The 24,325-nt window shown below is 46.6% G+C and carries 21 protein-coding genes; 14 read left to right on the top strand and 7 right to left on the bottom strand.

The genetic code is table 11. From position 1 onward, the window contains the following. Positions 1 to 12: 12 nt before the first annotated feature. Positions 13 to 570, bottom strand: a complete 558-nt coding sequence (locus tag GKG43_RS02415) for a cupin domain-containing protein (protein ID WP_129878437.1) — start codon at positions 568 to 570, stop codon at positions 13 to 15. A 133-nt stretch (positions 571 to 703) separates the two neighbouring features. Between GKG43_RS02415 and GKG43_RS02420 the strand changes: the two genes are divergently transcribed. Continuing rightward, complete coding sequence (locus tag GKG43_RS02420) at positions 704 to 2,077, top strand: amidohydrolase (protein ID WP_347561925.1); 1,374 nt, start codon at positions 704 to 706, stop codon at positions 2,075 to 2,077. A gap of 77 nt (positions 2,078 to 2,154) precedes the next feature. After that, positions 2,155 to 3,921, top strand: a complete 1,767-nt coding sequence (locus tag GKG43_RS02425) for an adenine deaminase C-terminal domain-containing protein (protein WP_129878441.1) — start codon at positions 2,155 to 2,157, stop codon at positions 3,919 to 3,921. A 197-nt stretch (positions 3,922 to 4,118) separates the two neighbouring features. Here the strand turns inward: GKG43_RS02425 and GKG43_RS22860 are convergent, their stop codons facing one another. The 3 genes from GKG43_RS22860 to GKG43_RS02435 all read right to left on the bottom strand — a co-directional run bounded on the left by GKG43_RS22860 (position 4,119) and on the right by GKG43_RS02435 (position 6,185). Continuing rightward, a complete protein-coding gene (locus GKG43_RS22860; protein ID WP_173005669.1) occupies positions 4,119 to 4,265 on the bottom strand; it encodes a hypothetical protein in 147 nt (48 codons plus the stop codon). A 122-nt stretch (positions 4,266 to 4,387) separates the two neighbouring features. Then, entirely contained in the window at positions 4,388 to 5,122 is a 735-nt protein-coding gene (locus GKG43_RS02430; RefSeq protein ID WP_025654536.1) for a response regulator, read from the bottom strand. Next, positions 5,112 to 6,185: a DUF4118 domain-containing protein gene (locus GKG43_RS02435; RefSeq protein ID WP_117440883.1), complete on the bottom strand. Its 1,074-nt coding sequence runs from the start codon at positions 6,183 to 6,185 to the stop codon at positions 5,112 to 5,114. The genes GKG43_RS02430 and GKG43_RS02435 overlap by 11 nt, the downstream gene beginning before the upstream one ends. Before the next feature lie 223 nt (positions 6,186 to 6,408). Here GKG43_RS02435 and GKG43_RS02440 point away from each other — a divergent pair, with 223 nt between their 5' ends. Both GKG43_RS02440 and GKG43_RS02445 read left to right on the top strand, forming a co-directional pair. Further along, a complete protein-coding gene (locus tag GKG43_RS02440) occupies positions 6,409 to 7,494 on the top strand; it encodes an aminopeptidase P family protein (RefSeq protein WP_117440884.1) in 1,086 nt (361 codons plus the stop codon). 268 nt (positions 7,495 to 7,762) lie between these two features. Then, a complete protein-coding gene (locus GKG43_RS02445; protein ID WP_025654538.1) occupies positions 7,763 to 9,745 on the top strand; it encodes a sodium-translocating pyrophosphatase in 1,983 nt (660 codons plus the stop codon). Between the two features lie 201 nt (positions 9,746 to 9,946). On the opposite strand, the gene GKG43_RS02450 is transcribed toward GKG43_RS02445, so the two are convergent. Then, the gene (locus GKG43_RS02450) at positions 9,947 to 11,023 is read right to left on the bottom strand and encodes a LacI family DNA-binding transcriptional regulator (RefSeq protein WP_025654539.1); all 1,077 of its coding nucleotides are present in this window, start codon (positions 11,021 to 11,023) and stop codon (positions 9,947 to 9,949) included. 389 nt (positions 11,024 to 11,412) lie between these two features. Between GKG43_RS02450 and GKG43_RS02455 the strand changes: the two genes are divergently transcribed. The 10 genes from GKG43_RS02455 to deoD all read left to right on the top strand — a co-directional run bounded on the left by GKG43_RS02455 (position 11,413) and on the right by deoD (position 22,018). Then, positions 11,413 to 12,786 carry an ABC transporter substrate-binding protein gene (locus GKG43_RS02455; protein WP_243125806.1) on the top strand — a complete coding sequence of 458 codons (1,374 nt, stop codon included), beginning with the start codon at positions 11,413 to 11,415 and terminating at the stop codon, positions 12,784 to 12,786. 148 nt (positions 12,787 to 12,934) lie between these two features. Further along, positions 12,935 to 13,813, top strand: coding sequence for a sugar ABC transporter permease (locus GKG43_RS02460; RefSeq protein WP_044926308.1), 879 nt, complete (start codon positions 12,935 to 12,937; stop codon positions 13,811 to 13,813). A gap of 15 nt (positions 13,814 to 13,828) precedes the next feature. Continuing rightward, on the top strand, positions 13,829 to 14,653 hold the full coding sequence (locus tag GKG43_RS02465; RefSeq protein WP_129878443.1) for a carbohydrate ABC transporter permease: 825 nt from the start codon (positions 13,829 to 13,831) through the stop codon (positions 14,651 to 14,653). Between the two features lie 76 nt (positions 14,654 to 14,729). Beyond that, a complete protein-coding gene (locus GKG43_RS02470) occupies positions 14,730 to 16,832 on the top strand; it encodes an ADP-ribosylglycohydrolase family protein (RefSeq protein ID WP_129878445.1) in 2,103 nt (700 codons plus the stop codon). A gap of 48 nt (positions 16,833 to 16,880) precedes the next feature. Next, positions 16,881 to 17,792 carry a PfkB family carbohydrate kinase gene (locus tag GKG43_RS02475; RefSeq protein ID WP_129878447.1) on the top strand — a complete coding sequence of 304 codons (912 nt, stop codon included), beginning with the start codon at positions 16,881 to 16,883 and terminating at the stop codon, positions 17,790 to 17,792. Continuing rightward, complete coding sequence (locus GKG43_RS02480) at positions 17,789 to 18,925, top strand: SIS domain-containing protein (RefSeq protein WP_243125807.1); 1,137 nt, start codon at positions 17,789 to 17,791, stop codon at positions 18,923 to 18,925. The genes GKG43_RS02475 and GKG43_RS02480 overlap by 4 nt, the downstream gene beginning before the upstream one ends. Before the next feature lie 28 nt (positions 18,926 to 18,953). Next, entirely contained in the window at positions 18,954 to 19,358 is a 405-nt protein-coding gene (locus GKG43_RS02485) for a secondary thiamine-phosphate synthase enzyme YjbQ (protein WP_025654545.1), read from the top strand. Positions 19,359 to 19,367: 9 nt separating this feature from the next. Then, positions 19,368 to 20,291: a nucleoside phosphorylase gene (locus GKG43_RS02490; RefSeq protein WP_129878449.1), complete on the top strand. Its 924-nt coding sequence runs from the start codon at positions 19,368 to 19,370 to the stop codon at positions 20,289 to 20,291. A gap of 18 nt (positions 20,292 to 20,309) precedes the next feature. Next, positions 20,310 to 21,293 (top strand): nucleoside hydrolase, encoded by a 984-nt coding sequence (locus tag GKG43_RS02495; RefSeq protein WP_025654547.1) that lies wholly within the window; start codon positions 20,310 to 20,312, stop codon positions 21,291 to 21,293. 14 nt (positions 21,294 to 21,307) lie between these two features. Further along, a complete protein-coding gene (deoD, locus tag GKG43_RS02500; RefSeq protein ID WP_025654548.1) occupies positions 21,308 to 22,018 on the top strand; it encodes a purine-nucleoside phosphorylase in 711 nt (236 codons plus the stop codon). A 119-nt stretch (positions 22,019 to 22,137) separates the two neighbouring features. Here deoD and GKG43_RS02505 read toward each other — a convergent pair whose 3' ends face one another. Together GKG43_RS02505 and GKG43_RS02510 are read right to left on the bottom strand one after the other, a co-directional pair. Further along, positions 22,138 to 23,313 carry a ribose-phosphate pyrophosphokinase gene (locus tag GKG43_RS02505; protein ID WP_025654549.1) on the bottom strand — a complete coding sequence of 392 codons (1,176 nt, stop codon included), beginning with the start codon at positions 23,311 to 23,313 and terminating at the stop codon, positions 22,138 to 22,140. Then, positions 23,286 to 24,314, bottom strand: a complete 1,029-nt coding sequence (locus tag GKG43_RS02510) for an ATP-binding protein (protein WP_025654550.1) — start codon at positions 24,312 to 24,314, stop codon at positions 23,286 to 23,288. The genes GKG43_RS02505 and GKG43_RS02510 overlap by 28 nt, the downstream gene beginning before the upstream one ends. Positions 24,315 to 24,325 lie beyond the last annotated feature (11 nt).

Raw genomic sequence — 24,325 nt, forward strand, 5'->3', positions numbered from 1 at the left:
ATCATGTTACTGTCAGAATGTATAGGGAGAAGTAGAAACCATCAGGATTTTTGCTTCTTTCTCTTCTCTGTTCATCCATCGGTGTCCGATATAATTAGGGTAATACAGGGTATCATGCTCCTCCAGCTCATAGCTGCCGTTGTTTTCCAGTTCAAACGTAACATTTCCCTGCAGCACATATACAAATTCTTCTCCGCCATGGCGTGCGAATTCGCCGGAGTCTGAGCCGGAGGGAATTGTGACAGTGGCTGCGTACATTTCGTTCTTCCCGTGTATGATCAAAGATTCTGTCAAAGCCTTTCCATTGCTTGTGTTTCTGACAAATGATTTTTGATCCCGAAAGCGGACCAGCTGTACCTGTGAATCCTCCTCTAAAAACAGGGAAAAGACGGGGATGTCAAGAGTATCACAGATGGCCTTCAGCGTCAGCAGATTTGGGGATGTCTTGCCGGTCTCGATCTGGCTGATGGTGCTTCCGGCCACCTGAGACAGGGCGGAAACTTCACGCAGTGACAGGTTCATCTCCTGCCGTTTGTCTTTGATTGTTTTACCGATTTTAGATAAATCCATAATGACCTCCCGGGTAATTTTAACTGAATGCAAGTATTATAACAGAAACAGATTATTCAGTCAAATAGGAGAATTGACAAAACGAACGATATTCGTTATAATGAACAAAAAGTCAGATAAAGGAGGAAGTGGATTGGAAAGTGCAAAACAAATTTATTTTAAAAATGGTTATATTCTAACCATGAATGAGTCAAACCAGGTTTATGAAAACGGCGGTCTTCTGGTGCAGGACGATAAGATTCTGGCGGCAGGTAAAGTAGACCCCGCGCTGATTAGGCCGGACGCGGAAGTCATTGACCTCAATGGCAGATATCTTCTGCCGGGATTTGTCAATACGCATGTACATACATCTCAGCAGATCAGCCGCGGCGTCGGCGATGATGTAGATTTTATGACGTGGCTGCATAAAAGAATGTGGCCTTTTGAGAGTAACATGACAGAAGAGGATTCTTATGTCTCGACCCTGATGTGCTGTCTCGAACTGATCCGCTCCGGAGTGACCAGTTTTGCCGAGCCGGGCGGCCAGTTTGTCAGCGGCATGGTAAGAGCCGTGTCAGAAGCGGGGCTGCGCGGAAAGCTTGCTAAATCCGTCATGGACTGTGGGGGGGGGCTGCCTCCAATCTGGCAGAAGACCATGCAGGAAGAACTCGATCAGCAGGTGGATGATCTGAAAAAGTTCCATAACACTGCTGATGGCAGAGTCCAGATCTGGTTTGGGCTGAGGACGATTTTCAACAATACGGATGATCTGATCGTCAGGACAAAAGAACTGGCGGATCAATATCGTGTGGGTGTGCATATGCATGTAGCGGAGGCTAAATCAGAGATTGAGTATACAAAAGAAGTTTACGGGGAGCCAACGGTAACACATCTGCACCGTCTTGGAGTATTGGATAAAAATCTGCTGGCGGTACATACCGTGTGGCTGACAAATGAGGAAGTCGACCTGTTCAAAAAATATGATGTCAAAGTCTCCCACAACCCGGCTTCTGCCATGCGTGTACTGGGGTTTGCCAAAATTCCGCAGATGCTGGATAAGAAAATCTGCGTCTCTATAGGCACTGACGGGGCATCTTCCAGCAACCGTATGGATATGGTGGATGAGATGTGGATCACGTCGCTGATTCATAAGGGATGGCGACTGGATTCCACGGTTGTACCGTCGGAGGATATCTTATGTATGGCTACCAAAAACGGTGCGAGGGCACTGTTGGATGACCAGGTATATGGAAGCCTGGAACCAGGCAAAAAAGCGGATCTAATCGTGATTAATCCGCATGGCCCGTCCATGATGCCGGTAAACGACAGAATAGCGGCGCTTGTGACGGCTATGCATTCTACGAACATTGAAAGTACAATGTGTGATGGAAAATGGCTGATGAAGGACAGGAAAGTGCTGACACTAGATGAAGAGGCAATCGTAAAAGAGGCCCAGGAACGGAGCGAGACGATATACAGGAGAGCGGGAATCACGCTGCCTAACCGGTTTCCGGTCACCCGCTGCTAAGAGACAAGCTGAGTGCATGAGAAGCAGGAGGATGTTTCAGATAACAAAGTGTGATTTCAGATGGGAGGAACAGATATATGGATAAAAAATTACTAGATGTTGCGGCAGGAAGAACACCTGCAGATATCGTTGTTAAGAATGGAAAGATTGTAAATGTATATACAAAAGAGATCTATGAGGGCGGTGTGGCTGTAAGCGGAAACACGATTGCGGCGGTTGGCGATGTGGACTATACAATCGGAGAAAATACAAAGGTCATTGATGCGGGAGGAAATTATATTACTCCGGGATTTATTGACGGACATATTCATCCCGAAAGCACCAGCCTGGCAATCCGTTCCTTTGCTGAACTGGTATTAAAACACGGCACCACAGCAGTTATGACAGACCTTCATGAGGTCGGGGTTGTAGGCGGCCTGGAAGCCATCGAAGCGGTGCTCAAAGAAGCGGAGGAGACGGATCTGAAACTGTATTTTGTTGTTCCGTCCCATGTACCATTTGCCCCCAACCTGGAAACAAGCGGAGGACATTTTAACGGCGAAATCATTCAGAAAGCGCTGCAGAGAGAAGATGCGGTCGGCTTGTCTGAAATTGTAGGGCCATACGTCTTATCCGGATTTCCGGATCTGCTTGAGTCCATGGAGAAAGCGAACAAGATGCCGGGGAAGACCTGTCAAGGGCATCTCCCGGATATGATGGGGCCTGCTTTGAATACCTGCCTTGCAGCAGGCGTTACCACGGATCACGAATCCCTGAACGGAGAGGAGGCGGCTGCCAGATTAAGGAATGGCTGCCACCTTATGATCAGAGAGGGATCAGCTGCGCAGAACCTTGCAGATTGCTTGAAAACGATCCTGGAACAGAAACTGGATACATCCAGAGTCAGCATCGTTACGGATGACCTTCATACCGTCGATGCAGTGGACAATGGACATCTCGATGAAGCAGTGCGCAGGGCGCTGAAGGCAGGCGTTGATTTCCCAACCGTAATACAGATGGTTTCCCTCAATGCTGCCAGGGCCTTCCACCTGGACGATGAAATCGGCGGCCTGGCGCCTGGGCGCAGGGCGGATATCAACATAACAACCGGGGAAGAAGATTTCCGCGTATTAAGCGTCATCGCAGGCGGAAAAGAAATCGTGGACAATGGCAGGTGCCTCATATCCTATCCAAAGGCAGAGCATGCGCCATGCCTTTTAAACACAACGAAACTGAAAAATCCAATCACCCCGGAAAGCTTCCGAATCGAAGCCCCCGAGGGAGCAAAAAAGGTAAAAGTAAAGGTAATGGATACCCTGCCATGGATACCGATCACGCAGGGACGTGAAGCAGAACTGCCTGTGGTTAATGGTGTGGTACAGTGTGACGTGGAGCAGGATGTGCTCTATATTGCCCAGGTAGAACGTTACGGAGTAAACGGAAACGTCGGCAAAGCGTTTATGGGAGGGTTCCATCTCAAAGAGGGTGCCATTGCATCTTCTGTAGGACACGATAACCACAACATTATCGTAATGGGAACAAACTTCGAAGACATGGCCATAGCTGTCAACCACCTGATTGAAATAGGCGGGGGCCAGAACATCGTCAAAAATGGCGAGATACTGGAAGAGATATCTTACCCAATCTGCGGCCTCCTTTCAGACCTGTCAGGAGAAGAGCTTGCAGACGAGAAACGGAAACTCAACGGAATTATCCACGAACTCGGTTCACCGATCACCATTCCATTCATGTTCCTGTCCTTCATCTGTCTGGCAGCCATACCAATGTATGCAGTTACAGACGTAGGATTCATAGACGTAATAAACCAGGAAGTTATCTCACCCATAATCGAGGTCACTGAGTAAAGATGTGATCCTTTGGAGAATAGGAAAGTCTTGTTTCAGGACAACATAAAGGGGCTGTCGGGAAATGATATTTACAAACTACATATTGAGGCGGACTATGAAGCTAGGCGCAATATATAGTATGAGTCAATCATTTTCCGACGGCCCCTTCATGTTGTCCTTCCCTTTTTGGATCCGCCTTTATGGTCATCCGCCAATTAATCGGCCAGCTTATACCCGTAGCGTATTTTGCGGTATATTTTCCATATAATGAGCGCCGGAAAACTGACGGCAATATAAAGTGATGAAAAAATGCCCACAGCGCCCCCCACTACCATTAAGATAGTCATTCCTATATTTCCCATAGCCTTTTCTCTCCCTTTCCTTTTCTTGATCATTTTATGACTTATTGTAAAGGAAAAGGCAGTATACCAAAAGAGTTTGGTCATTTTCTTAGCGGTTCTTTAACGGGGAAACGGAGTGCGGACTACACGGAAGAAGGCTGAGAATTGCTGTCATATTCGTCTTCTTTCATGCGGTACCCAACCCCTACTTCCGTGAAAATATACTGCGGCTGGGCGGGATCAATTTCTATTTTTCTGCGTATATTTGCCATGTTTACGCGCAGGATTTTATTATCACTGTCCGCATAGGGCCCCCATACATTTGACAGAATTGAGGCATAAGTTATGACTTTGCCGGAATTCTGTGCCAGGTAGGCTACTATTTTGTATTCGATAGGCGTCAGATGAACCGCTTTCCCGTCAATGGTCAGAATACGTTTAGAGAAGTCCAGAAGCATATTGCCGCACTGGTAGGGGCGTATGTACAGAGAACCATCCGTATACAGCCGGTTGCTGTGGCGCAGGGAAGCACGGATGCGGGCCAGAAGCTCCGAGGTACCAAATGGTTTTGTGATGTAATCATCCGCGCCCAGATCCAGAGCAGCTACTTTTTCTTTTTCCGCTGAGCGGGCCGAAATTACGATGATCGGTATGCTGGACCAGGCCCGCACTTCCTGTATAATCGAACATCCGTCAAGATCAGGCAGGCCGAGATCAAGCAGGATGATGTCCGGACATTGGGAACCGATCAGACTGAGCCCTCCTTTGCCGGTATCTGCGCATAAGACCTTGTAATCGTGTTTTTTCAATATTTTACTTACAAATGTCAAAATTTTCTTTTCATCTTCAATTATCAGAACTGTAACTTTATGCGTCATATTCATGCTCTCTCTCCTTTGGCAGTGTAAAAGTAAATTCAGCCCCATTTTCATGGTTAGCGGCAGTAATCGTGCCGCTGTGTGCAGTAATGATAGTCTTGCAGATTGACAGACCGATACCAACGCCTCTGTAGCTGTCGGCCGGACTGCGGGTAGACTTTCCCTCAAAGATATAAGGGAGCTGCATTTCATCCAGTCCGATACCGTAATCCCGGATTTTAAAGCGGACAAAATCATCATCGCTGGTTATGGTCAGCTCTACGGGTTTCTCAGTATGTGAATGGACGCAGGCATTTTCCATAAGGTTAATCAGGACCTGTTCGATCAGTGTGGCATCCATGGGAACCATAAGGAAGTCCTTGGGCATATTCACATGAATCTTTATATCTGGATAGCGCTTCCGGGTTCTCGTAATTGCCTCGGAAATGACCTCCTCCACGACTTCAGGCGACTTCTTCACTTTACCGGAATCATCCTGAATCCGGGTAACGGTCAGCAGATTTTCGACCATGTTTAAAAGCCAGCCTGCATCCTCATGGATATTGTGAATCAGTTCCAGTTTTTCTTGATCCGTAAGGTCGTCATAATCCTCCATACAAGAGGCGGAAGAGCCGATGATTGTCGTGAGCGGTGTGCGCAGGTCATGGGAAACCGCACGCAGCAGGTTGGCCCGGATTCTTTCTTTTTCTGCCTCTGCCAGTTTACGTTCCTTTTCGTCCAGTATTATCTTCTGCTTTTTTATACGGGTGGTGGCTGTGCTGGTGATAATACTGACTGCCAGCATACCCAGAAATGTGACAGGGTAGCCGTCCAGGGTAAAATCCATCCGGAAAAAGGGATAGGTAAAAAATACATTAACCGCTGCTACGCAGAAAACCGAAGCACAGATTCCATAAATGTAGCCGTCCGTGTTAAGCGCAATCAGAATGAGCGCAAGAATATAGAATAAAGCAATATTTGCGGAACTTTTATTTCCCAAATGGAAAAATAAAAAGGATAAAACACTCGAGATTGCGAGGAACAGAAGAACAGCCCCCAGATTTCTAAGTATTTTTTTTATCAATTATAATCACCTCATTATCAAGCATATCATAAACCAAAAAAAAATCCACATTAAATTAATGAGACCATGTAAAAACCGGACCTGCAGCAGGGAGAAACACCCCGCAGAAGCAGGAAATATATACCATCGGGGATTTATTGACATGCCATATGAATAGCCTTACAATGACAGAGGTATGTTTATAAGAAAGCATTAAATATGCAGAAAAAAGGAGGTTTTATGAATGGACACAGGTAAGTTAAATAGAATATTGGGGGCAATGGAAGAAAAAAGCGTTCCGCAGATGATCATTGCTGATCCACTCACCATTTTCTGGCTGACGGGAAAGATGATTGTTCCGGGAGAGAGATTGTTAGCGCTGTATCTGAATGTGAATGGGAATCACAAGCTGGTAATCAATGAGCTGTTCCCCCAGGAGAAAGATCTTGGGGTTGATCTGGTCTGGTATAACGACATACAAGATGGCGTTGAGATTCTGTCACAGTATGTAGAAAAAGATAAAACAATTGGCATCGATAAAATCTGGCCAGCGAAATTCCTGCTCAGATTGCAGGAACTGGAAGCTGGCAGCCGTTATGTGAACGGTTCCATGATTGTAGACTATATCAGGATGATCAAAGATGAAAAGGAACAGGAACTGATGCGGGAATCGTCCAGATTGAATGACGCTGCGGTAGAAAAGCTGATCCCTTGGGTTGGAAAAGGACTCACAGAAAGGGAGCTGAGCGCCAAGATCCGTGAGATTTACAAGGAGCTTGGATGTGAGGGCGTATCCTTCGAACCGATCACAGCATATGCTAAGGGCGCAGCCGATCCACATCATGTAACAGATGACTCCAGAGGAAAGCGTGGAGACTGTGTGATTCTGGATATAGGCGCATTTAAAAACAACTATGCATCAGACCTGACAAGAACTGTATTTATAGGTGAAGTATCTGACCGGGCAAAAGAGATCTATGACATTGTCGCAGAAGCCAACAGAAGAGGAATCGAAGCTGCCAGGCCGGGGAACAGAATGTGCGATGTAGATGCTGCATGCCGTGATTATATTACGGAAAAAGGATTCGGCCCATACTTTACACACAGGACAGGCCACTCTATCGGCCTGGAGGATCATGAATTCGGGGATGTATCGTCCGTCAATGAAGACATCATCAAGCCAGGACAGTGCTTTTCTGTAGAGCCTGGAATTTACCTGCCGGATGAGGGAATCGGCGTCCGTATCGAAGACATTGTGCTCATCACGGAAGACGGATGCGAAGTACTCAACCACTTTACAAAAGATCTTATAATTGTTCCGGAGGAGTAGGAACCGGGGCATAAATCAACACATCTACAATGATCCGCCGCCCGACCTCTTTCAGATATTCAGATAATTGACGGAGGGCGGAAGGCGGAGTGCATAAAGTTCTTTCAATTGAATAAATTTCCCAAATACAATACAATTTCTGCAAAATACATTGTTAATTCCTGCATTCTTTGCTAGAATGAGATCAACAGACCCGGTAAAGAAGGAGGTGTTGAATCATTTATAGGCCGGGAATATGTTAAAAGGGATTGGTTTTTAGGAGGTTATTATGGAAAGGTTATTGTATTTGGTTCCGGCAGTAGGAGTTCTAACACTGCTGTTTGCCGCATATCTGGCGGTAAAAGTAAGCAGAGCAGATGCCGGGAACGACAAAATGAAGGAAATTGCCAGTGCAATTAGTGAAGGCGCACAGGCTTTCCTGAAATCAGAATATAAAATTCTGGTTATTTTCGTTGTGGTGCTATTCATACTGATCGGTGTGGGCATCGGCAACTGGGTTACGGCAGTATGCTTTGTGGTGGGCGCTCTATTTTCAACGCTTGCCGGTTATTTTGGAATGAATGTGGCGACGAAGGCTAATGTCAGGACGGCAAATGCGGCAAAAGAGAGCGGCATGAATAAGGCATTGTCCATTGCATTTTCCGGTGGAGCGGTTATGGGAATGTGTGTTGCGGGGCTTGGTGCACTGGGAGTGAGCCTGGTTTATATCATCACCCGCAATGTAGATATCCTGTCAGGATTCAGCCTGGGAGCTTCCTCAATTGCGCTGTTTGCCCGTGTGGGCGGAGGTATTTATACTAAGGCAGCAGACGTGGGAGCGGACCTGGTTGGTAAGGTAGAGGCCGGGATCCCGGAAGATGACCCGCGTAATCCGGCAGTAATCGCGGATAATGTAGGCGATAATGTAGGGGATGTGGCAGGCATGGGAGCGGATCTTTTTGAATCTTATGTAGGTTCCCTTGTATCTGCACTGACTCTTGGCGCTGTCGGGGCAGCAGTATCCGGAGTGGTATTTCCACTTGTGATAGCGGCCTGTGGTCTGCTGGCATCGATCATCGGTACATTTTTTGTAAAAGGAGACGAAAAGTCCAGCCCTCAGAAGGCTCTGACAAGAGGAAGCTACGTTTCTGCGATTCTTGTCATTATTGCATCCGTTGTACTTAGTAAAGTGTTATTTGACGGCTTCCAGGCGGCGATTGCGGTAATCGCAGGCCTTGTTGTGGGAGTAATTATAGGAAGTGTAACAGAGTATTATACATCATCAGATTATAAACCGGTTCAGAAGATTGGCAACCAGTCAGAGACAGGTCCGGCAACCACAATTATCAGTGGTATCGCAGTCGGCATGCAGTCTACTGCATTTCCGCTCCTTCTGATATGTGCAGGTATCTTTGTAGCGTATAAGGCGGACGGCTTATATGGGATCGCACTTGCGGCAGTAGGTATGCTTTCTACAACCGGTATTACGGTGGCGGTAGATGCATACGGTCCGATTGCGGACAACGCAGGTGGTATTGCAGAGATGTCCGGACTGGATGAATCTGTACGTGAGATTACCGATAAGCTGGATTCTGTGGGAAATACTACTGCAGCCATGGGGAAAGGTTTTGCAATCGGTTCAGCGGCACTGACTGCGCTGGCCCTGTTTGTATCCTATGCAGAGGCTGTAAAGCTGCAGTCTATCAACCTGCTGGATTATAAGGTTATCATCGGGCTTTTCATTGGCGGAATGCTGACATTCTTATTCTCCGCATTAACGATGGACTCCGTGTCAAAAGCTGCTTATAAGATGATTGAAGAAGTAAGGCGGCAGTTCCGCGAGAAACCAGGTATTATGAAGGGGACAGATAAACCGGATTATACCTCTTGTGTTGCGATCTCTACAAAGGCGGCCCTTCGGGAGATGCTTCTGCCAGGCGTGATGGCAGTTGTCGTGCCGGTAGTGGTTGGAGTCGTATTAGGCACCGATGCACTGGGCGGGCTCCTCGCAGGAGCGCTGGTAACAGGCGTACTGATGGCGATATTTATGGCCAATTCAGGCGGAGCCTGGGATAACGCGAAGAAATACATAGAAGAAGGCCACCATGGCGGGAAGGGCAGCGAAGCCCATAAGGCAGCCGTAGTAGGTGATACGGTCGGGGATCCGTTTAAAGACACCTCAGGACCGTCAATCAATATTTTGATAAAACTAATGACTATCGTTGCACTTGTATTCGCCCCGCTGTTCCTCTCTGTAGGAGGGCTCTTGTAAGGATTCACAATTTTTGTAATATTTTAAAGGGCACTGTTCTATCAGATATGCTCTCTTCATTAACAGGCGATTTATTACCATTATACTTTTCTGCCTGGAAAGAGAACATATTTTGGATAGAGCAGGGCCCTTTTCGCTTTTACAAAAACTTCTGGGAGAATCTTATTTCGCAGCCACTGTGGTTCCACCGGAGGGCTTGAGTTATGGGGTATCCTTTGGAAGGATATTTCTGTCCTCGTGGAGCAAAGCAGCATTATGACGGGGCAGGGAACAGCTGCTTCTCTGAATCAGCACAGGAGGATATAAATAATCCTGATGCGCACGGTCAGGTTCTTCGATCCGGTCAATTAAAAGTTCGCATGCGCGGCGTCCGAGCAGTTCAATCGGCTGACGGATCGTGGTGAGAGGAACAGCACAAAGGTGAGAAATTGTGCTGTCATCATAACCTACTAGAGAAAGGTCCTCCGGGATGGAAATTCCACATTCTGAAGCGGCGCGCTGCACACCGATCGCAATCTGATCGCTGAAGGCGAAAATGGCAGTGACATCTTTTTTGAAAAGTTCCATGGCACCGCGGTATCCTGTCTCAATCAGGTATAATCCCTCGTATATCAGAGACGGGTCATAAGAGATCCCGTGTTTTGAGAGAACCTCCTGATATCCGGCCAGACGGCGTTTGGAGCCGTAGTCGGAGAGGGAACCCGTAATACAACCGATCCGGGTATGTCCAAGCCGGATAAGATAATCTGTAGCCAGATATCCTCCCAGCTGATGATCGGCAGAGACATAATCATGAAATACGTTATGAATCGCACGATCCAGAATCACATAGGGAGTACGGCAGGTATTTAATTTCTCCTGCAGTGCATGCAACTGTTTAGGACTGGCGTTGATCGTTTCCGGGGGTTGAAGAATAAAGCCGTCAATACAGCGGCTTTCCAGCAAATCTATACTGTGGATACAGCGCTCCACCTGTTCATCACAGTTGCAGATCAGCAGACTGTAATGGTGAAGCTGCGCATTACGTTCTACTCCTACGGCCAGCTCCGAGTAAAAGGGGTTAAGCATATCGGCATAGATCAATCCAATGGTATGTGTTTTTTTCGTAACCAGTGAGACAGCAACCTGGTTGGGAACATAATTCATTTGCTTGGCAATCTGACGAACCCGCAGTTTTGTTTCTTCGGAAATGCGGTTTTCTTTGCCGCGTAATACGAGGGAAACAGTGGAAGCGGATACGCCGGCAGCCTGGGCAATGTCACGAATCGTACAAGTCAAAGCGGGGCCTCCTTCAAATAAACTGATATTAATAGTATTCCCCTTCAAAGATTGAGGTAAGGGGGGAACTGAAGTGGACTTACACACTCCACTCCGCTGTATTATGGAATAAATTATAACAGAGAAATTAGAAATCTGCAATTGCTATTAGAAAAAAACACAAAAATACTTGATAAAACGCTTTAACTAAGGAATTCGAGGGGGTTGAGCAAATGATTTTCCTGAATCATAAACAAAAAACATGCGCTTAATTTATGTAAAACTACCAAAAAATAAATGCTATGTTATGATTATATTGACAAAAACAACACAGGGTGATAATTTATAACCATAAAGTTATAACATACCAGTTAGCGAAAACGTTTTACCAAAAGAAGGGAGATTGTAAAATGAAGAAAAAAGTGTTGAGTATCTTGTTAGTTCTGGCAATGTGCTTCGGCATGCTGACAGCCTGTGGCGGAGGCAGCGGCACAGATTCTGAAGATGCAAAAGAGAGTAAGAGCGAATCAGATGACGATACCGTAGAATTATCTATGTGGTTCTGGGGCGCAACTTCCGAACAGCAGGAAGCAATGTCCAAACATCTGGTGGACAAGTTTAATGAGGCGCATCCCGGCTTCCAGATGACAGTAGAGTATCGCTCTTCTGTAAACAAAGATATGGCAGTCGCTCTGTCAGCTGACGAGGGGCCGGATATCGTATACGAATCATCCCCGTCACTTGCCCTGACCTATATTCAGGCAGGGAAATATGCCAACCTTGATGAATATGCTGAGAAATACGGCTGGAAGGATAAGGTCCTGGGCTGTATGTATGACTCCGGCATGTATGAAGGTTCCCTTTATTCTCTGCCAATGGGTATGAATGTAATTGGAATGGTTTATAACAAAGAAGTGCTGAAAGAAAATAACTGGGAGGTTCCAAAAACAGTAGATGAGCTGACCAAGATTATGGATGAGGCTATGGAAAAAGGCATGTATGGATCCGTAACAGGAAGTAAGGGCTGGCAGCCAACGAATGAAGACTATACTTCTCTGTTTCTGAATTCTTTTGGAGGCGCTGACAACGTTTATGCGGCTCTGACAGATGAACTGCCATGGACAGACGCGTCCCTGACAGATGCAATTAAAACTTCAGCAGAATGGTATCAGAAGGGATATCTGGGAACGGATTACCTGTCACTTGACTGGGCGGACTCCGCAGCACTCCTTGCTGAGGGAAGGGCTCCGTTCTACTTTGGACCTATGAAATTTATCCAGAACCTGATGTCCTATGCTGACAAAGACACCTTCGGATTCACCGCATTTCCGTCAACGAGTGCGGACTCACCAGCTATCTACACGGTAGGGGCTACCGGGCTTCTGGCAATCAACGAACAGACAGAGTATAAAGATGAGTGTGCAGAATTCCTTGATATGATGATGACCAATGATTTCGTTGCTAAGATGGCAAATGACTGGCCGGGATACTGGGCCGTACCGCTGACCACATTAAACGAGATCGATATGGGACAGTTCAGCGGCCTTCCGTTGATGTTCATGCAGGGGATTACCGAAGCATGCGCTGCGATCGATGAAGGGAACTTTGGTTATTATAATTCTTCCTATATGCCGGCGGAGGCATTTGACTTAATGTATAAAGTAGATTCCGTCTGGCTGGGCGATAAAGATGCAGAGACATTTATGAAAGAAATCGATGATGCGTTCCAGAAAGATTTCGATGCAGGCTCTTGTCCAATCTGTCCTGCACCGGCAGGAAAGTAAAAGACAGCATATATGCGCGGCAAAGGATGCAGATGAAGCTGCTTCGCGCTTTTGATTGGAAGAGGAAGGTTGAATCCTGTGGCGGTGGCCGCAAATGAAAGGCCACCGCCATTTTTATATCTGGAATAGAGAAAGAGGTGGCGTTTAGATGTCATTTGAACGAGTAAAACAAAAAACCCAATATTATCTGCTGATGGCCCCGGCGATTCTTCTAAGCACTTGTGTAATCCTGATACCTTCTGTTACGACGATTATTTCATCCTTTACGGACTGGAACGGCGTATCAAAAGATATGAATTTTATCGGTCTTCAGAATTATAAGGAATTACTTGGTAACGATGTTTTTATTAAGGCTTTGGGTAATAACTGTAAATGGATGGTCATGTATCTGGTCATTCCGGTGTTGCTTGCCCTGATCGCAGCCGTGTGCCTTCTGAAGCAGAAAAAAAAGAGCGCTCTGTTTCAGGTGATGTTCCTGTTTCCCTATGTGATTGCCCCAATTGCCAATGCTTTGATCTGGCTGAACATGATCTACAGCCCTCTTACCGGCTTGGTTGGATTTTTGAAAAATACCTTTGGGCTGTCGTGGATGGCTTCCCCGCTTACGAAGCCGAGCGCTGCGCTGATTGGCGTGGCTGCCGCGGATATCTGGCATTACTGGGGATACCTTGCGATCGTATTTTTCTCTGCTCTTAGGCAGACTCCCATGGACTATGTGGAGGCTGCAACGATGGACGGCTGTAATGGCTGGCAGCTTTTCCGGTATATTTATTTTCCGAGCATGCTGCCTACTTTCAAAATGATGTTAGTTTTGATTGTAATTCAGTCCTTCCTTCAGTTTGATTACGTATACCTGCTAACGTCCGGCGGGCCGGCCCATGCGACAGAGATGCTGGGGACATTGACTTACAACTATGCGTTCAGTCTGTTCCAGTTTGGAAAGTCTGCGGCGATTGCCGTGATGATGTCGGTGCTGGGACTGGTCGCATCGCTTATGTACGCGAGAATGAGCCGCAACGAATCATAGGAAGGAGAATCGGACATGAAAAAAGAAAAAAGATCCATTTTATCAATGATTATTTTGATCTTTCTCACCTTTATTTGTATGCTGCCCATGCTGATGGTATTGCTGAACAGCTTTAAGACCCATGTGGATATTATCATGAATCCTCTGTCTGTCAAATTTTCAGCCGGGTTTGCGAATTATGTGAAGGCGTGGCAGGATGGGAATTTTGGGCGAAGCATTATAAATAGTATCGTGTACACCGGATGCACGGTGATCGTAGTACTTCTGTTTGCTTCTCTGGCAGCCTATGTAATTGGCGGGCGGAAAGTACGGGGCACTACTGTTATACATAGTTATTTTCTGATTACGATGACAATGCCTGTGTACCTGTTTCTTGTTCCTTTGTATCGTGTGTATGCGAAAATGGGGTGGCTTGGAAATCATGTGGCGGTATCCTTCATTCTGTCCGCCACCTCACTTCCGCTGGCAATCTCCCTTTTACGTTCATTTTTTATGGCGATTCCAAAAGAGCTGGAGGAGGCGGCACGTATTGACGGAGCCAGTACACTGCAGGTGATCAGACATATCATTTTGCCCCTTCTTTCGCCAGGTCTGGTGACGGTGGGGATTATAACAGGTTTAAATTCATGGAATGAATTTCTGGTGTCTTCTACGTTCCTGACAGGAGAGAAGAATTTTACAGCCATGCTTTCTTTGATGTCGCTGAACGGTACGAATACGGCAAACCACGGTACAAACATGGCTGCAACCGTGATTATTGTGGCTCCGATCATTCTGTTCTTTGTATTGATGCAGAAAAGGTTTGTGGAAGGAATGGTAAGCGGAGCCGTGAAAGGATAAAAGCGGAGTATGCTTTTCGAAGGCATAGTTCCCGGTATTGCTGCGGCAGGGCTGCCGCTTAGGAAGGAGATAAGAGATGGGATTATCAGAAAAATATAAAAATCAAATTTACGCCGGAGTCCTGGGAAAGATGATCGGTGTATATCTGGGCCGGCCGGTAGAAGGATGGCCGTATCAGAGTATTATAGAGCGTTTTGGTGATGTGCCGTACTATGTTCACGAAGAACTGAATCTTCCGCTGATCGTGGCGGATGACGACCTTTCCGGTACTTTTGCGTTTTTCCGGGCGATGGAGGACAACGGGTATCCGAAGAACCTGACTGCCAGGCAGATCGGGGATACCTGGCTGAATTACATTATAGAAGACCGGTCCATTCTCTGGTGGGGCGGTCTGGGAAACGCTACGGAGCATACGGCTTATCTTCATTTGAAGAATGGCATTCCTGCGCCGGATAGTGGTTCTATGGAGAAAAATGGACCGGTTCTCTCCCAGCAGATCGGCGCTCAGATTTTTATGGACGCTTATGCTATGATGTGTCCGGGGGACCCAGAATATGCAGATTATCTGGTACGTGCCTGTGCCAGCGTGTCCCATGACGGCATTGCCGTAGATGCGGCAGGATTCTTAGGGGCCATGGAAGCGGCAGCTTTTGATCAACGAAATCTGGAAAAACTTTTTGATGAAAACGTCAGGTTTATACAAACAGAAGAATTGAGCGCTCTGGTTGATAATGTGAGAAACATCTGTAAAGCGGAGTCGGACTGGAGAAAAGTCAGAGAACGGCTGGATGAGAAATACGGATATCACATTTATCCCGGTCCGTGCCATATGGTACCTAATCATGCGATGGTGCTGGCGTCTCTCCTCTGTGCCGGTGATGATTTTGCGGAATCGGTAAAGATTGGGGCATCTGCTGCCTGGGATACAGACTGTAATGCAGGAAATGTAGGCTGTCTGAACGGAATCCGTCTGGGAATTGAGGGGATAGAGTCAGGACCGGATTTTAGAGGGCCTGTAGCGGACCGGCTGCTGGTCATCACTTCTGATGGCGGCGAAGGGATATCTGATGCCGTGAAAGAGACAAAAAGAATTGTACGCGCCGCCGAGGCAGTGCGGGGGATCGAAGGGGAGGAGCGAAGGGAACGCTTTGCGTTTGAGTATCCCGGAAGCGTGCAGGGATTTACTGTTTGCCCGTATGTAGAATATCCAAAATGTACACCAAAGATATCCAACGGAAATGAAATAGGAGCCGGAAACGGTCTCAGGCTGAATTTTGATATTTTAGCAGAAGGAATGAACGCTCATGTCAGTGTGGCTACATTTTTAGATATTCATGAAGAGTACCGGAATTACGAAACCTATGTTTCGCCGACGCTCTATACCGGACAGACTGTAACCGTGCGTGCGGATTGTCCGAGAGAGGACGGGCCGGATATGCGCCCTTATATCTGGTATACAGACCGGAATGGGCAGCTGCAGAGAACGGACGGGGAATGGATACGGTTAAGTTCAAAGGGAACGGTTCTCGCCTGGAATATCCCGGATAACGGCGGATTGCCGGTGCTGCGGTTTGGCCTGGAATTTTCGAGTGTAAAACGCTACCGGGGCGATGTTTTTATAAGAAGCATTGACTGGAGCAATACGCCCCGATGTCTGAATCAGGAAGGGATTATGATGCGGGATATGTGGGATACCAACCCATTTTGGGCAAAAATGTTCGTAGCCAGCGCAAAGTGTTTCTCACCGAATCTAAATTGTACTTATTGTATCAGCCATGATGAACCGGGTGGACTTGCTACGATTGGAACCAGAGATTTTACAGATTACACGGTTTCATCCATGTTAAAGTTCAGCCTGCATAAACGGGGAGGATTGGCCGCGAGAAGCGCAGGGCACCGCAGGTATTATGCTGCAGTTGTATCTGGAGGGGATACGTTCCAGATTATAAAACACAGGGATGGTAAGGAAACTGTTCTGGCCGAAGGCAGTGTTCACTACGCGCAATTTGTAAAATATCCAATGAAGTTTACCCTGTGCGGGAATAAGCTGGAAGCATCTTTTGGTGAAGTGACGATTATGGCAGAAGACAAAGAAGATGCATACCTCTGCGGAGCTGCGGGGTATGTCGTGGATGAAGGTGCGGTTTTTATTGATGGATTTCATCTTGAAAAGAAATAGCATTTCTGCCATTTACAGCAGAGAATAAATGGAAAAAGGTGGTTTAAGATGGAATATGTAATTGCGACAACAGTTTCTACAGATGAAATACATCTGGCCGATGGCACTGTTTTTGGAAATCAGCCCGGGAGCGCAGGATTTTACGCATTGGCAGGAGTGCGGATGTTTACGGATAAGGTGGCGGTATGCGGAGGAATCGGGCCGGAATACCTGCCCCGTCATGAAAAGTGGTACAAGGATAATGGGGTGTCAACAGAGGGGCTGGTTCTGCGTTCTGATATATCTCCGACCATAGTGATCCACTATTATCCGGATGGCAGCCGAACGGATGAACCCAATATTGGACTGAAGGAGTTTCGGGCTCTTGACCCTTCGCCGGATGAAGTATTTCGCTGCTGTGATCAGAATACGAAGGGGGTTTATGTATTTAAAGACGTGGAGCGGGATTATCTGGATGCTTTAATCGGAGGAAAACTTCGGTTTGGCTACAAACTGATGTGGGAAATCTCCGAAGATGCCTGCAGACCAGAGAATATCGATGTGATTGAGGCCTATTTAAAGGATATTGATGTCTTTTCTATTAACAGGCACGAGGCCTGTCTTTTATATGGGACAACAGATGAGGAGGAAGCGCAGCGGAGACTTCTGGCGGCTTCTCCAAACTGGGTATTTTTTAGAAGGGGTTCTGAGGGCGCGCATATGCTTGCAGGTGGAAGAATCTATCAATGTCCGAGCATATCAGGAATTCAGGTTGTTGATACGACCGGAGGCGGAAATAGTTCTTCAGGCGCTGTACTTTATGCCTGCTGTGAAGGCTATGAGCCACAGATGGCAGGCTGTATGGGATCGGCGGCTGCGGCAGAAATTATTGCGCAGTTCGGTACGCCGCCGCTTTTTACAAAAGAAATGACAGAGCGTGCATTTGCACGGGCAAAAGCATCATGTAAGGAGGAGGTATGAAAATGATTGGATTTGAGAATTCCATGCTGCGTCAGGTTTTGAGTGTGCCTGACCTGCTGGATGAAGTTTATCCTGAGATAGAGCCTCAGGTACGTTATGTACTGACAACACCGGAGATTTACTCCATAAAAAAGGTGGTTCTGACAAGCTGTGGAGACGGCTATGCAGCCTGCCTGGCCGCCAGGCGGGCATTTGAGAGTTTTCTTCAGATTCCTGTTGAAGTGGAAGACCCTCTCACCTTGTCCAGGTATTATCAGATGAAATGGGTGGGAGAATCTCCCTGCGATCCTCTTGTAATTGCAGTCAGCAATTCCGGGCAGGCAGCCCGTGTTATTGAGGCAGTAGAGAGAATGCGCGCGCACAGGGCGCTGACCATTGCCATTACATCGAATGCGGATTCGCTCCTTGCAAAGGCTGCAGAAAAAGTAATTGTTCCCATGATTCCGGAATTCGAAAAATCGCCGGGAGTCCGCACCTATGCAGTACTGCAAATGATCGTATATCTTCTGGCGATCCGAATGGGGGAAGTACGCCTGAAATATACGATGGATCAGGCGAATGCGTACCGACAGGAACTGAAACGTCTGCCGGCAGAATTTTTGAATAAAAAAGAAGATGTATGCAAACTGGCGCTGGAAACCGCCAGGGCGTTTCAAGAGGCTGCCAGTGCGGAGATGATAGGCTGCGGCGCCGATTACGGAACAGCGTGGTATGCTCATGCGAAAATGTATGAGGCAGTGGGACTTCCTTCTGTCCATCTGGACAGCGAGAACTGGTTTCATGTGAATTATTTTGTGAAAGATGTAAAACGAACACTGACCATGGTGTTTGCGGCAAAAGGCAATGAGGCACAGAGCCGTACCCGAGAACTGACAGAGAGGCTGAACCAGATGGGAAGAGAATTTGTACTGGTAACCAATGATGAAAGTCTCCAGGCGGAATACCGTTTTCTCACGCCGGATTCTGAGAACTGTCTGTTCCAGCCCATGGCTGCGCATATGGTTCCGGCTCTCATTGCCGGATATCTTGCGGCAATGAGAGAAGAAGCTTACAGCCGGGGATTTGAGGGGATCTGGAAAGAAGAAAAAGGCATGTATTCTACCACGGTCTCAGAAAAGGTATTGCTGGATTAAAAATGATAAACGATGGAGGTTTTTAAAAATGCTGGATAGAATTCAGTTTCGAACAACAAAAGACGGAGTGATATCTCTGACGGATCAGATCAAAGAGTGTGTGAAGAATTCCGGTGTAAAGAGTGGAATTATGTGTGCGTTTATTACTCATACAACGGCGGCGTTGACAGTGAATTCATTTTGGGATCCGCTGGGGCATGAGGACATTCAGGACGAAATCCGCCGCCTGATACCGACCAGAGTGGATTTTAAACATCAGCATGATACTCCGGAGGATGCTGCGGGACATGTGAAGTGTACGCTGATCGGCCCTTCCATGTCATTTATTATTGAAGATGGCAATCTATTGCTGGGACATTCTCAGGGAATTTATTTTCTGGAGTTTGATGGTCCGCGTAACAGAGAGTGTTATATAAAGATCGTGTCGGAATAGGAGGAGAGCATGAAGAAGAGTGAACTTATTCGGAACAAGCCGTCAATCAAGCTGATGCAGGAGCGGTATGAATATTGGGGAAACGTTCCTTATCCGGGCCTGATAATGGATAACAAACCCGCCATCACACAGGTGGATATCGAGAAAGTGGGAGATTATCTTATCTATTTGGTCCGTGACCCGCTGGCGGCCTACGGAAAGGATCCGGCAGAACGTGTGGCTGAACGCCTTACGGCTGCAGAATGCATTGGGAATTCCGGTATGTTTCTGAGCTATACAGGTACCTATAAAGGGGCAAAAATCACCTGTGTCAGCGGTGGCAGCGGCTGTCCGGAAGTGGAATTAGCGATCAATGACTTTATGGAATATACAGATTGTTCTACTTTTCTCAGGGTGGGTACTTCCGGAGGCGTGGCAGAGAAAGTGAAAGTGGGAGACTGTGTGATCACTACGGGAGTTTACCGGGAGGACGGAACCTCGCGGGCTTATGTCGCGGATGGATTTCCGGCATATTGTCATTACGAAGTCGTCAATGCAATGGTTCAGGCAGCCGAGCAGTATCATTTTCCTTATAAGCTGGGCGTAACTGCCTGCATGGACAGTGACTTTGTCGGTAATGGACGTCCTTCTGTAGGAGGCTATCTGCAGCCGGAAAATATACAGAAGCTTGGTACATATAATCGCGCAGGCGTGCTCAATACGGATCGGGAATCATCCATTATTATGACAATGTGTAATCTGTTTGAACGAAGAGGCGGAGCGATTTTTAATGTAACAGACAATCTGATTTCCGGTCATAAATTTGAAGCAGGGGCAGGAACGGAAGTTTCTATAGAGCTGGCCCTGGAAGGAATCGCGATTCTTCATCAGATGGATAAGCAGAAAGAAGCTGTCGGGAAAGAAAACTGGTTTCCGGGGCTTGATAATATATAAGGAAAGGAATTGATTGTTATGAGCGAGAAAAGAAAAATTATGATTGACTGTGATCCGGGTACGGATGATTCCGTATGCATTATTATGGCGCTGACGCATCCGGACGTGGAACTCTTGGGGATTACAACAGAGAGCGGTAACCTGCCGGCAGACAAAACAGCAGCGAATGCTCTTAAAATTCTGGAATATATGGACCGTGGAGATATCCCGGTGGCACAGGGAATGATGCATCCAATGCTGCGTGAGTATCCAAAGGATCCGTACAGCCATGGTGAAGACGGACTGGGGAATCATTTCTTTCCGAAGCCAAAGTTAAAAACAACAGATCAGTCGCCGTCGCAGATGATCATAGATACGGTACTTGCGAACCCGGGCGAGGTGACGCTTGTCTGTACATCCTGTCTGACAAATGTTGCAGTTGCGTTTATGAGCCGTCCTGAAATCATTCCGCTGATTAAGGAGATTTATCATATTGGCGGCGCTTATGGAATTACCGAATATGCCTTCCGCAATGCTACTGGAGATAATCCGATGAGTGAATGGAATATTTATGTAGATCCGGAAGCTGCGAAAATCGTCTATGAATCGGATGTAAAGCTGACATCTATAGGTCTGGACATTGCATTCAATCCGGAGGCGGTGAACATTTCAGAAAAGACAATTGAGAAACTAAAAGGCCTGAATAACCGTCAGGCAAAATATACTCTGGAAATTATCGACTATATTGACGGAAATAATTCCATTAAAGATCAGGGAATTATGATTAATGGTCCGATTGACACAACAGCAATGTGCTGCTTCCTGAATCCGGATATCATGACGGATGTGAGGGAAATCAATGTGGCAATTGACTGCGGCGGTCAACTGACCAGGGGAATGACAATCTGGGACAGAAGAGATCACTTCCGCTGGGAACATCTGCCGAAAGTCCGTACAGTATTTGCTATTGATGGACAGAAATATCAGGAAACATTCTATGAAGCATTAGGCGGAAAATTATAATTGGAGGCAGAACGATGAGTCAGACACCGACTATTCATAATGCGGCAAAATACGGTGAGATTGCCAGGACTGTGTTAATGCCGGGCGACCCGCTGCGGGCCAAATATATTGCGGAGAAGTTTTTGGATGAACCAAAGCTGGTCAGTGATGTGCGGAATATTTACTGTTATACTGGGATATACCAAGGGAAAGAAGTTTCAGTGATGGCAAGTGGCATGGGTGCTGGTTCTATGAGTATTTATTCATATGAGTTGTTTCATTTTTATGGCGTGGACAGTATTATTCGTGTCGGATCAGCAGGAGGCATGCATCCAAGCCTGAAGCTGCGGGATATTGTAATAGCTATGACTGCTTCAACGGATAACGGCTATGCGGTACATTTTGATCTGCCGGGAACTCTGGCGCCCTGCGCGGATTATTCTTTGATTGAAAGAGCGGCTGCCTATGGGAAAGAGCATCAGCTTCCGGTTCGTGTGGGACCAGTCATTTCTGGGGAAGGTTTTTATTATTCGGATGAATGGTATGATAAATGGACCAGTATGGGAATACTGGCAGCGGAAATGGAGTCTGCGGCGCTGTATATAAATGCAGCTGAAGCAGGAAAGAAGGCAGTGGCTTTGTGTACAATAGCAGATTTGATGTTCAATGGCGAACAGTGTTCAACAAAGGAACGGCAGGAAAGCTTTGACGATATGATTCGAATGGCGCTGTCCATGGCTGACTAGAGATATAACAAGACGAATTCAAATGAAACCTGTAACCTGGGATGAAAGAAAAACAGTCCTCACAGACTTAAAATGTCTGTGAGGACTGTTTTTTATGAAATTAAAAAATTAAGTTAGTCCTATCTATTACGGTATTCCTGAAGGACATGCTGGATTCTTTCGTTAGGATTGAGCAGTGTGCTGATGGATCCGTCATGGTTGAGCGTATCGATCAGCAGTGCGATATATTTGCTCATGTCGCAATTAATATAATATGGCTTGGACAGCAGCTCTGGAGACTGGTAGATCAAATTTGTTGTCAGAATTCCTGTAATAATACCGTCCTCGTATGCCTTGTCAAACTTGTCCATTCCGTTGGTGAACAGGCCGAACGTTGCTGCAGTATAGATTCGTTTTGCTTTCCTGCGCTTTAATTCGGTTGCAACCTCAATCATACTGTCTCCGGAAGAGATCATATCGTCGATGATGACGACGTCTTTGCCCTCTACGGAGCTTCCCAGGAATTCATGGGCAACAATAGGGTTACGTCCGTTGACTATCTTTGTATAATCGCGGCGTTTGTAGAACATACCCATATCAAGGCCAAGGACATTGGCAAGGTAAACGGCGCGGTTGGTGCCGCCTTCATCCGGGCTGATAATCATCATGTGTTCCGTGTCAATCTGAAGGTCGTCCACATTGCGCAGAAGGCCCTTGATAAACTGATAAGTCGGCGGTACAGTTTCGAAGCCGTTCAGAGGGATTGCATTCTGAACCCTTGGATCGTGCGCATCGAAAGTGATAATATTGTCTACACCCATGCGGACAAGTTCCTGGAGTGCAAGCGCACAGTCCAGAGATTCACGCCCGTTTCTTTTGTGCTGTCGGCTTTCGTATAAAAATGGCATGATGACGTTAATGCGCCGGCCTTTACCGCCGATTGCGGCAATGACGCGCTTTAGATTCTGAAAATGGTCATCCGGGGACATGTGGTTGATATTGCCCGTCAGGGAGTAGGTGATATTGTAGTTGCATACGTCTACCATAAGATAGAGATCCATCCCGCGTACGGATTCATTGATAATGCCCTTTGCCTCGCCGGAACCGAATCTCGGCACAGCACAGTCTACAATGTAAGTATCCTTTTCGTATCCGGAGAATGCTACATCATCCTTGTGCTCAATGGCACTTTCCCTCCTCCATTTGACCAGGTAATCATTGACCTTTTTTCCGAGTTCCTCGCAGCCCACGACCGGAATCAGGCCCAGAGCGCCAACTGGAATGTTTTCTAGAGTTCTTTCTGTGCGGTGTAACATGAGTGTTCCTCCCTGTTTTTGATTAATTTCTTTTTGATTCTGATATCATCGCCAATCAGTTTGACCATCGTGTAATTACTGGTAATTCTGGAGAAGGACCGTTCTGTATAAAGGTCGGCCAGAGTGTCCAGAGACAGATTGGTTGATATAATGGTTGATTTGCGGCTGAGCAGCCGTTCATTAATGCAGGTAAAAAACTGTGATGCCACAAATGAGTTCGTGAATTCTGTTCCAAGATCATCGACAATCAGCAGATCGCAGTCAAATATATACTCATACATATTCTGCGCATCAATATTGTTTTTGTCAAATGTATTTTTGGCTAGAATTGAAAAAAACTTTGAAGATGAAAAGTAGAGAACGGAATATTCTCTGTCCATCAGTTCTTTTGCAATACAGTTAGAAAGGAAAGTTTTGCCTACTCCTACGTCCCCGTAGAGGAAGAGGTTGTTAAATTCTGTTCCGAATGTGTCGGCGAAATGATGGCATAGCTTAAGGGCATCCTGTATTACCTGCATGGAAGAACGCCCTGTTTTAGTGTCTATATAATTGTTGGAATAGTAATCTAGAGAAAAGGTGCCGAAGTTCTCCTGCTTTAGAACCTGCTTCAGATTGGACTGTTCATAGAGGATGCCAATTACGGCCTTCTTAAAGCAGTGGCACTTCTGATTGCCGATGTAGCCGGTATCCATGCAGTCTTTACAGTCATAAATAGGTTCCAGATAATCCTCAGGGAATCCTCCGGAATGCAGAAGTTCTTTTTTACTGCTTCTCAGAATCGCCAGTTCCTCTTTCAGGGAATCTATGGCCTTGTCGTCCCCATTCAACAGTTTGCGGCCGTACTGGACGGACAGAATGGAAATGGATTCATCGATCGATTTGAATTCCGGAAGCTTTTTATACACCTCTCCATAATGTCTGGTCAATCTATCGTGATTACGGAGCTGGCGCTGTTCATAATCACGCATAATGGCCTGATATTGTGATGCTTTAAGTCCCAAGTTTATGCTCC

Source organism: Eubacterium sp. BIOML-A2 (genome assembly GCF_009680135.1).
In the GTDB taxonomy this organism is placed as follows: Bacteria; Bacillota; Clostridia; order Lachnospirales; family Lachnospiraceae; genus Faecalicatena; species Faecalicatena contortus_B.

Coding starts and splice junctions, on each gene's coding strand:
- GKG43_RS02460 (WP_044926308.1), top strand. CDS start 12,935: ATGTCATTTGAACGAGTAAAACAAAAAACCCAATATTATCTGCTGATG.
- GKG43_RS02485 (WP_025654545.1), top strand. CDS start 18,954: ATGCTGGATAGAATTCAGTTTCGAACAACAAAAGACGGAGTGATATCT.
- GKG43_RS02430 (WP_025654536.1), bottom strand. CDS start 5,122: ATGACGCATAAAGTTACAGTTCTGATAATTGAAGATGAAAAGAAAATT.
- GKG43_RS02495 (WP_025654547.1), top strand. CDS start 20,310: ATGAGCGAGAAAAGAAAAATTATGATTGACTGTGATCCGGGTACGGAT.
- GKG43_RS02475 (WP_129878447.1), top strand. CDS start 16,881: ATGGAATATGTAATTGCGACAACAGTTTCTACAGATGAAATACATCTG.
- GKG43_RS02470 (WP_129878445.1), top strand. CDS start 14,730: ATGGGATTATCAGAAAAATATAAAAATCAAATTTACGCCGGAGTCCTG.
- deoD (WP_025654548.1), top strand. CDS start 21,308: ATGAGTCAGACACCGACTATTCATAATGCGGCAAAATACGGTGAGATT.
- GKG43_RS02455 (WP_243125806.1), top strand. CDS start 11,413: ATGAAGAAAAAAGTGTTGAGTATCTTGTTAGTTCTGGCAATGTGCTTC.
- GKG43_RS02415 (WP_129878437.1), bottom strand. CDS start 570: ATGGATTTATCTAAAATCGGTAAAACAATCAAAGACAAACGGCAGGAG.
- GKG43_RS02425 (WP_129878441.1), top strand. CDS start 2,155: ATGGATAAAAAATTACTAGATGTTGCGGCAGGAAGAACACCTGCAGAT.
- GKG43_RS02505 (WP_025654549.1), bottom strand. CDS start 23,313: ATGTTACACCGCACAGAAAGAACTCTAGAAAACATTCCAGTTGGCGCT.
- GKG43_RS02480 (WP_243125807.1), top strand. CDS start 17,789: ATGAAAATGATTGGATTTGAGAATTCCATGCTGCGTCAGGTTTTGAGT.
- GKG43_RS02445 (WP_025654538.1), top strand. CDS start 7,763: ATGGAAAGGTTATTGTATTTGGTTCCGGCAGTAGGAGTTCTAACACTG.
- GKG43_RS02440 (WP_117440884.1), top strand. CDS start 6,409: ATGGACACAGGTAAGTTAAATAGAATATTGGGGGCAATGGAAGAAAAA.
- GKG43_RS02490 (WP_129878449.1), top strand. CDS start 19,368: ATGAAGAAGAGTGAACTTATTCGGAACAAGCCGTCAATCAAGCTGATG.
- GKG43_RS02465 (WP_129878443.1), top strand. CDS start 13,829: ATGAAAAAAGAAAAAAGATCCATTTTATCAATGATTATTTTGATCTTT.
- GKG43_RS22860 (WP_173005669.1), bottom strand. CDS start 4,265: ATGGGAAATATAGGAATGACTATCTTAATGGTAGTGGGGGGCGCTGTG.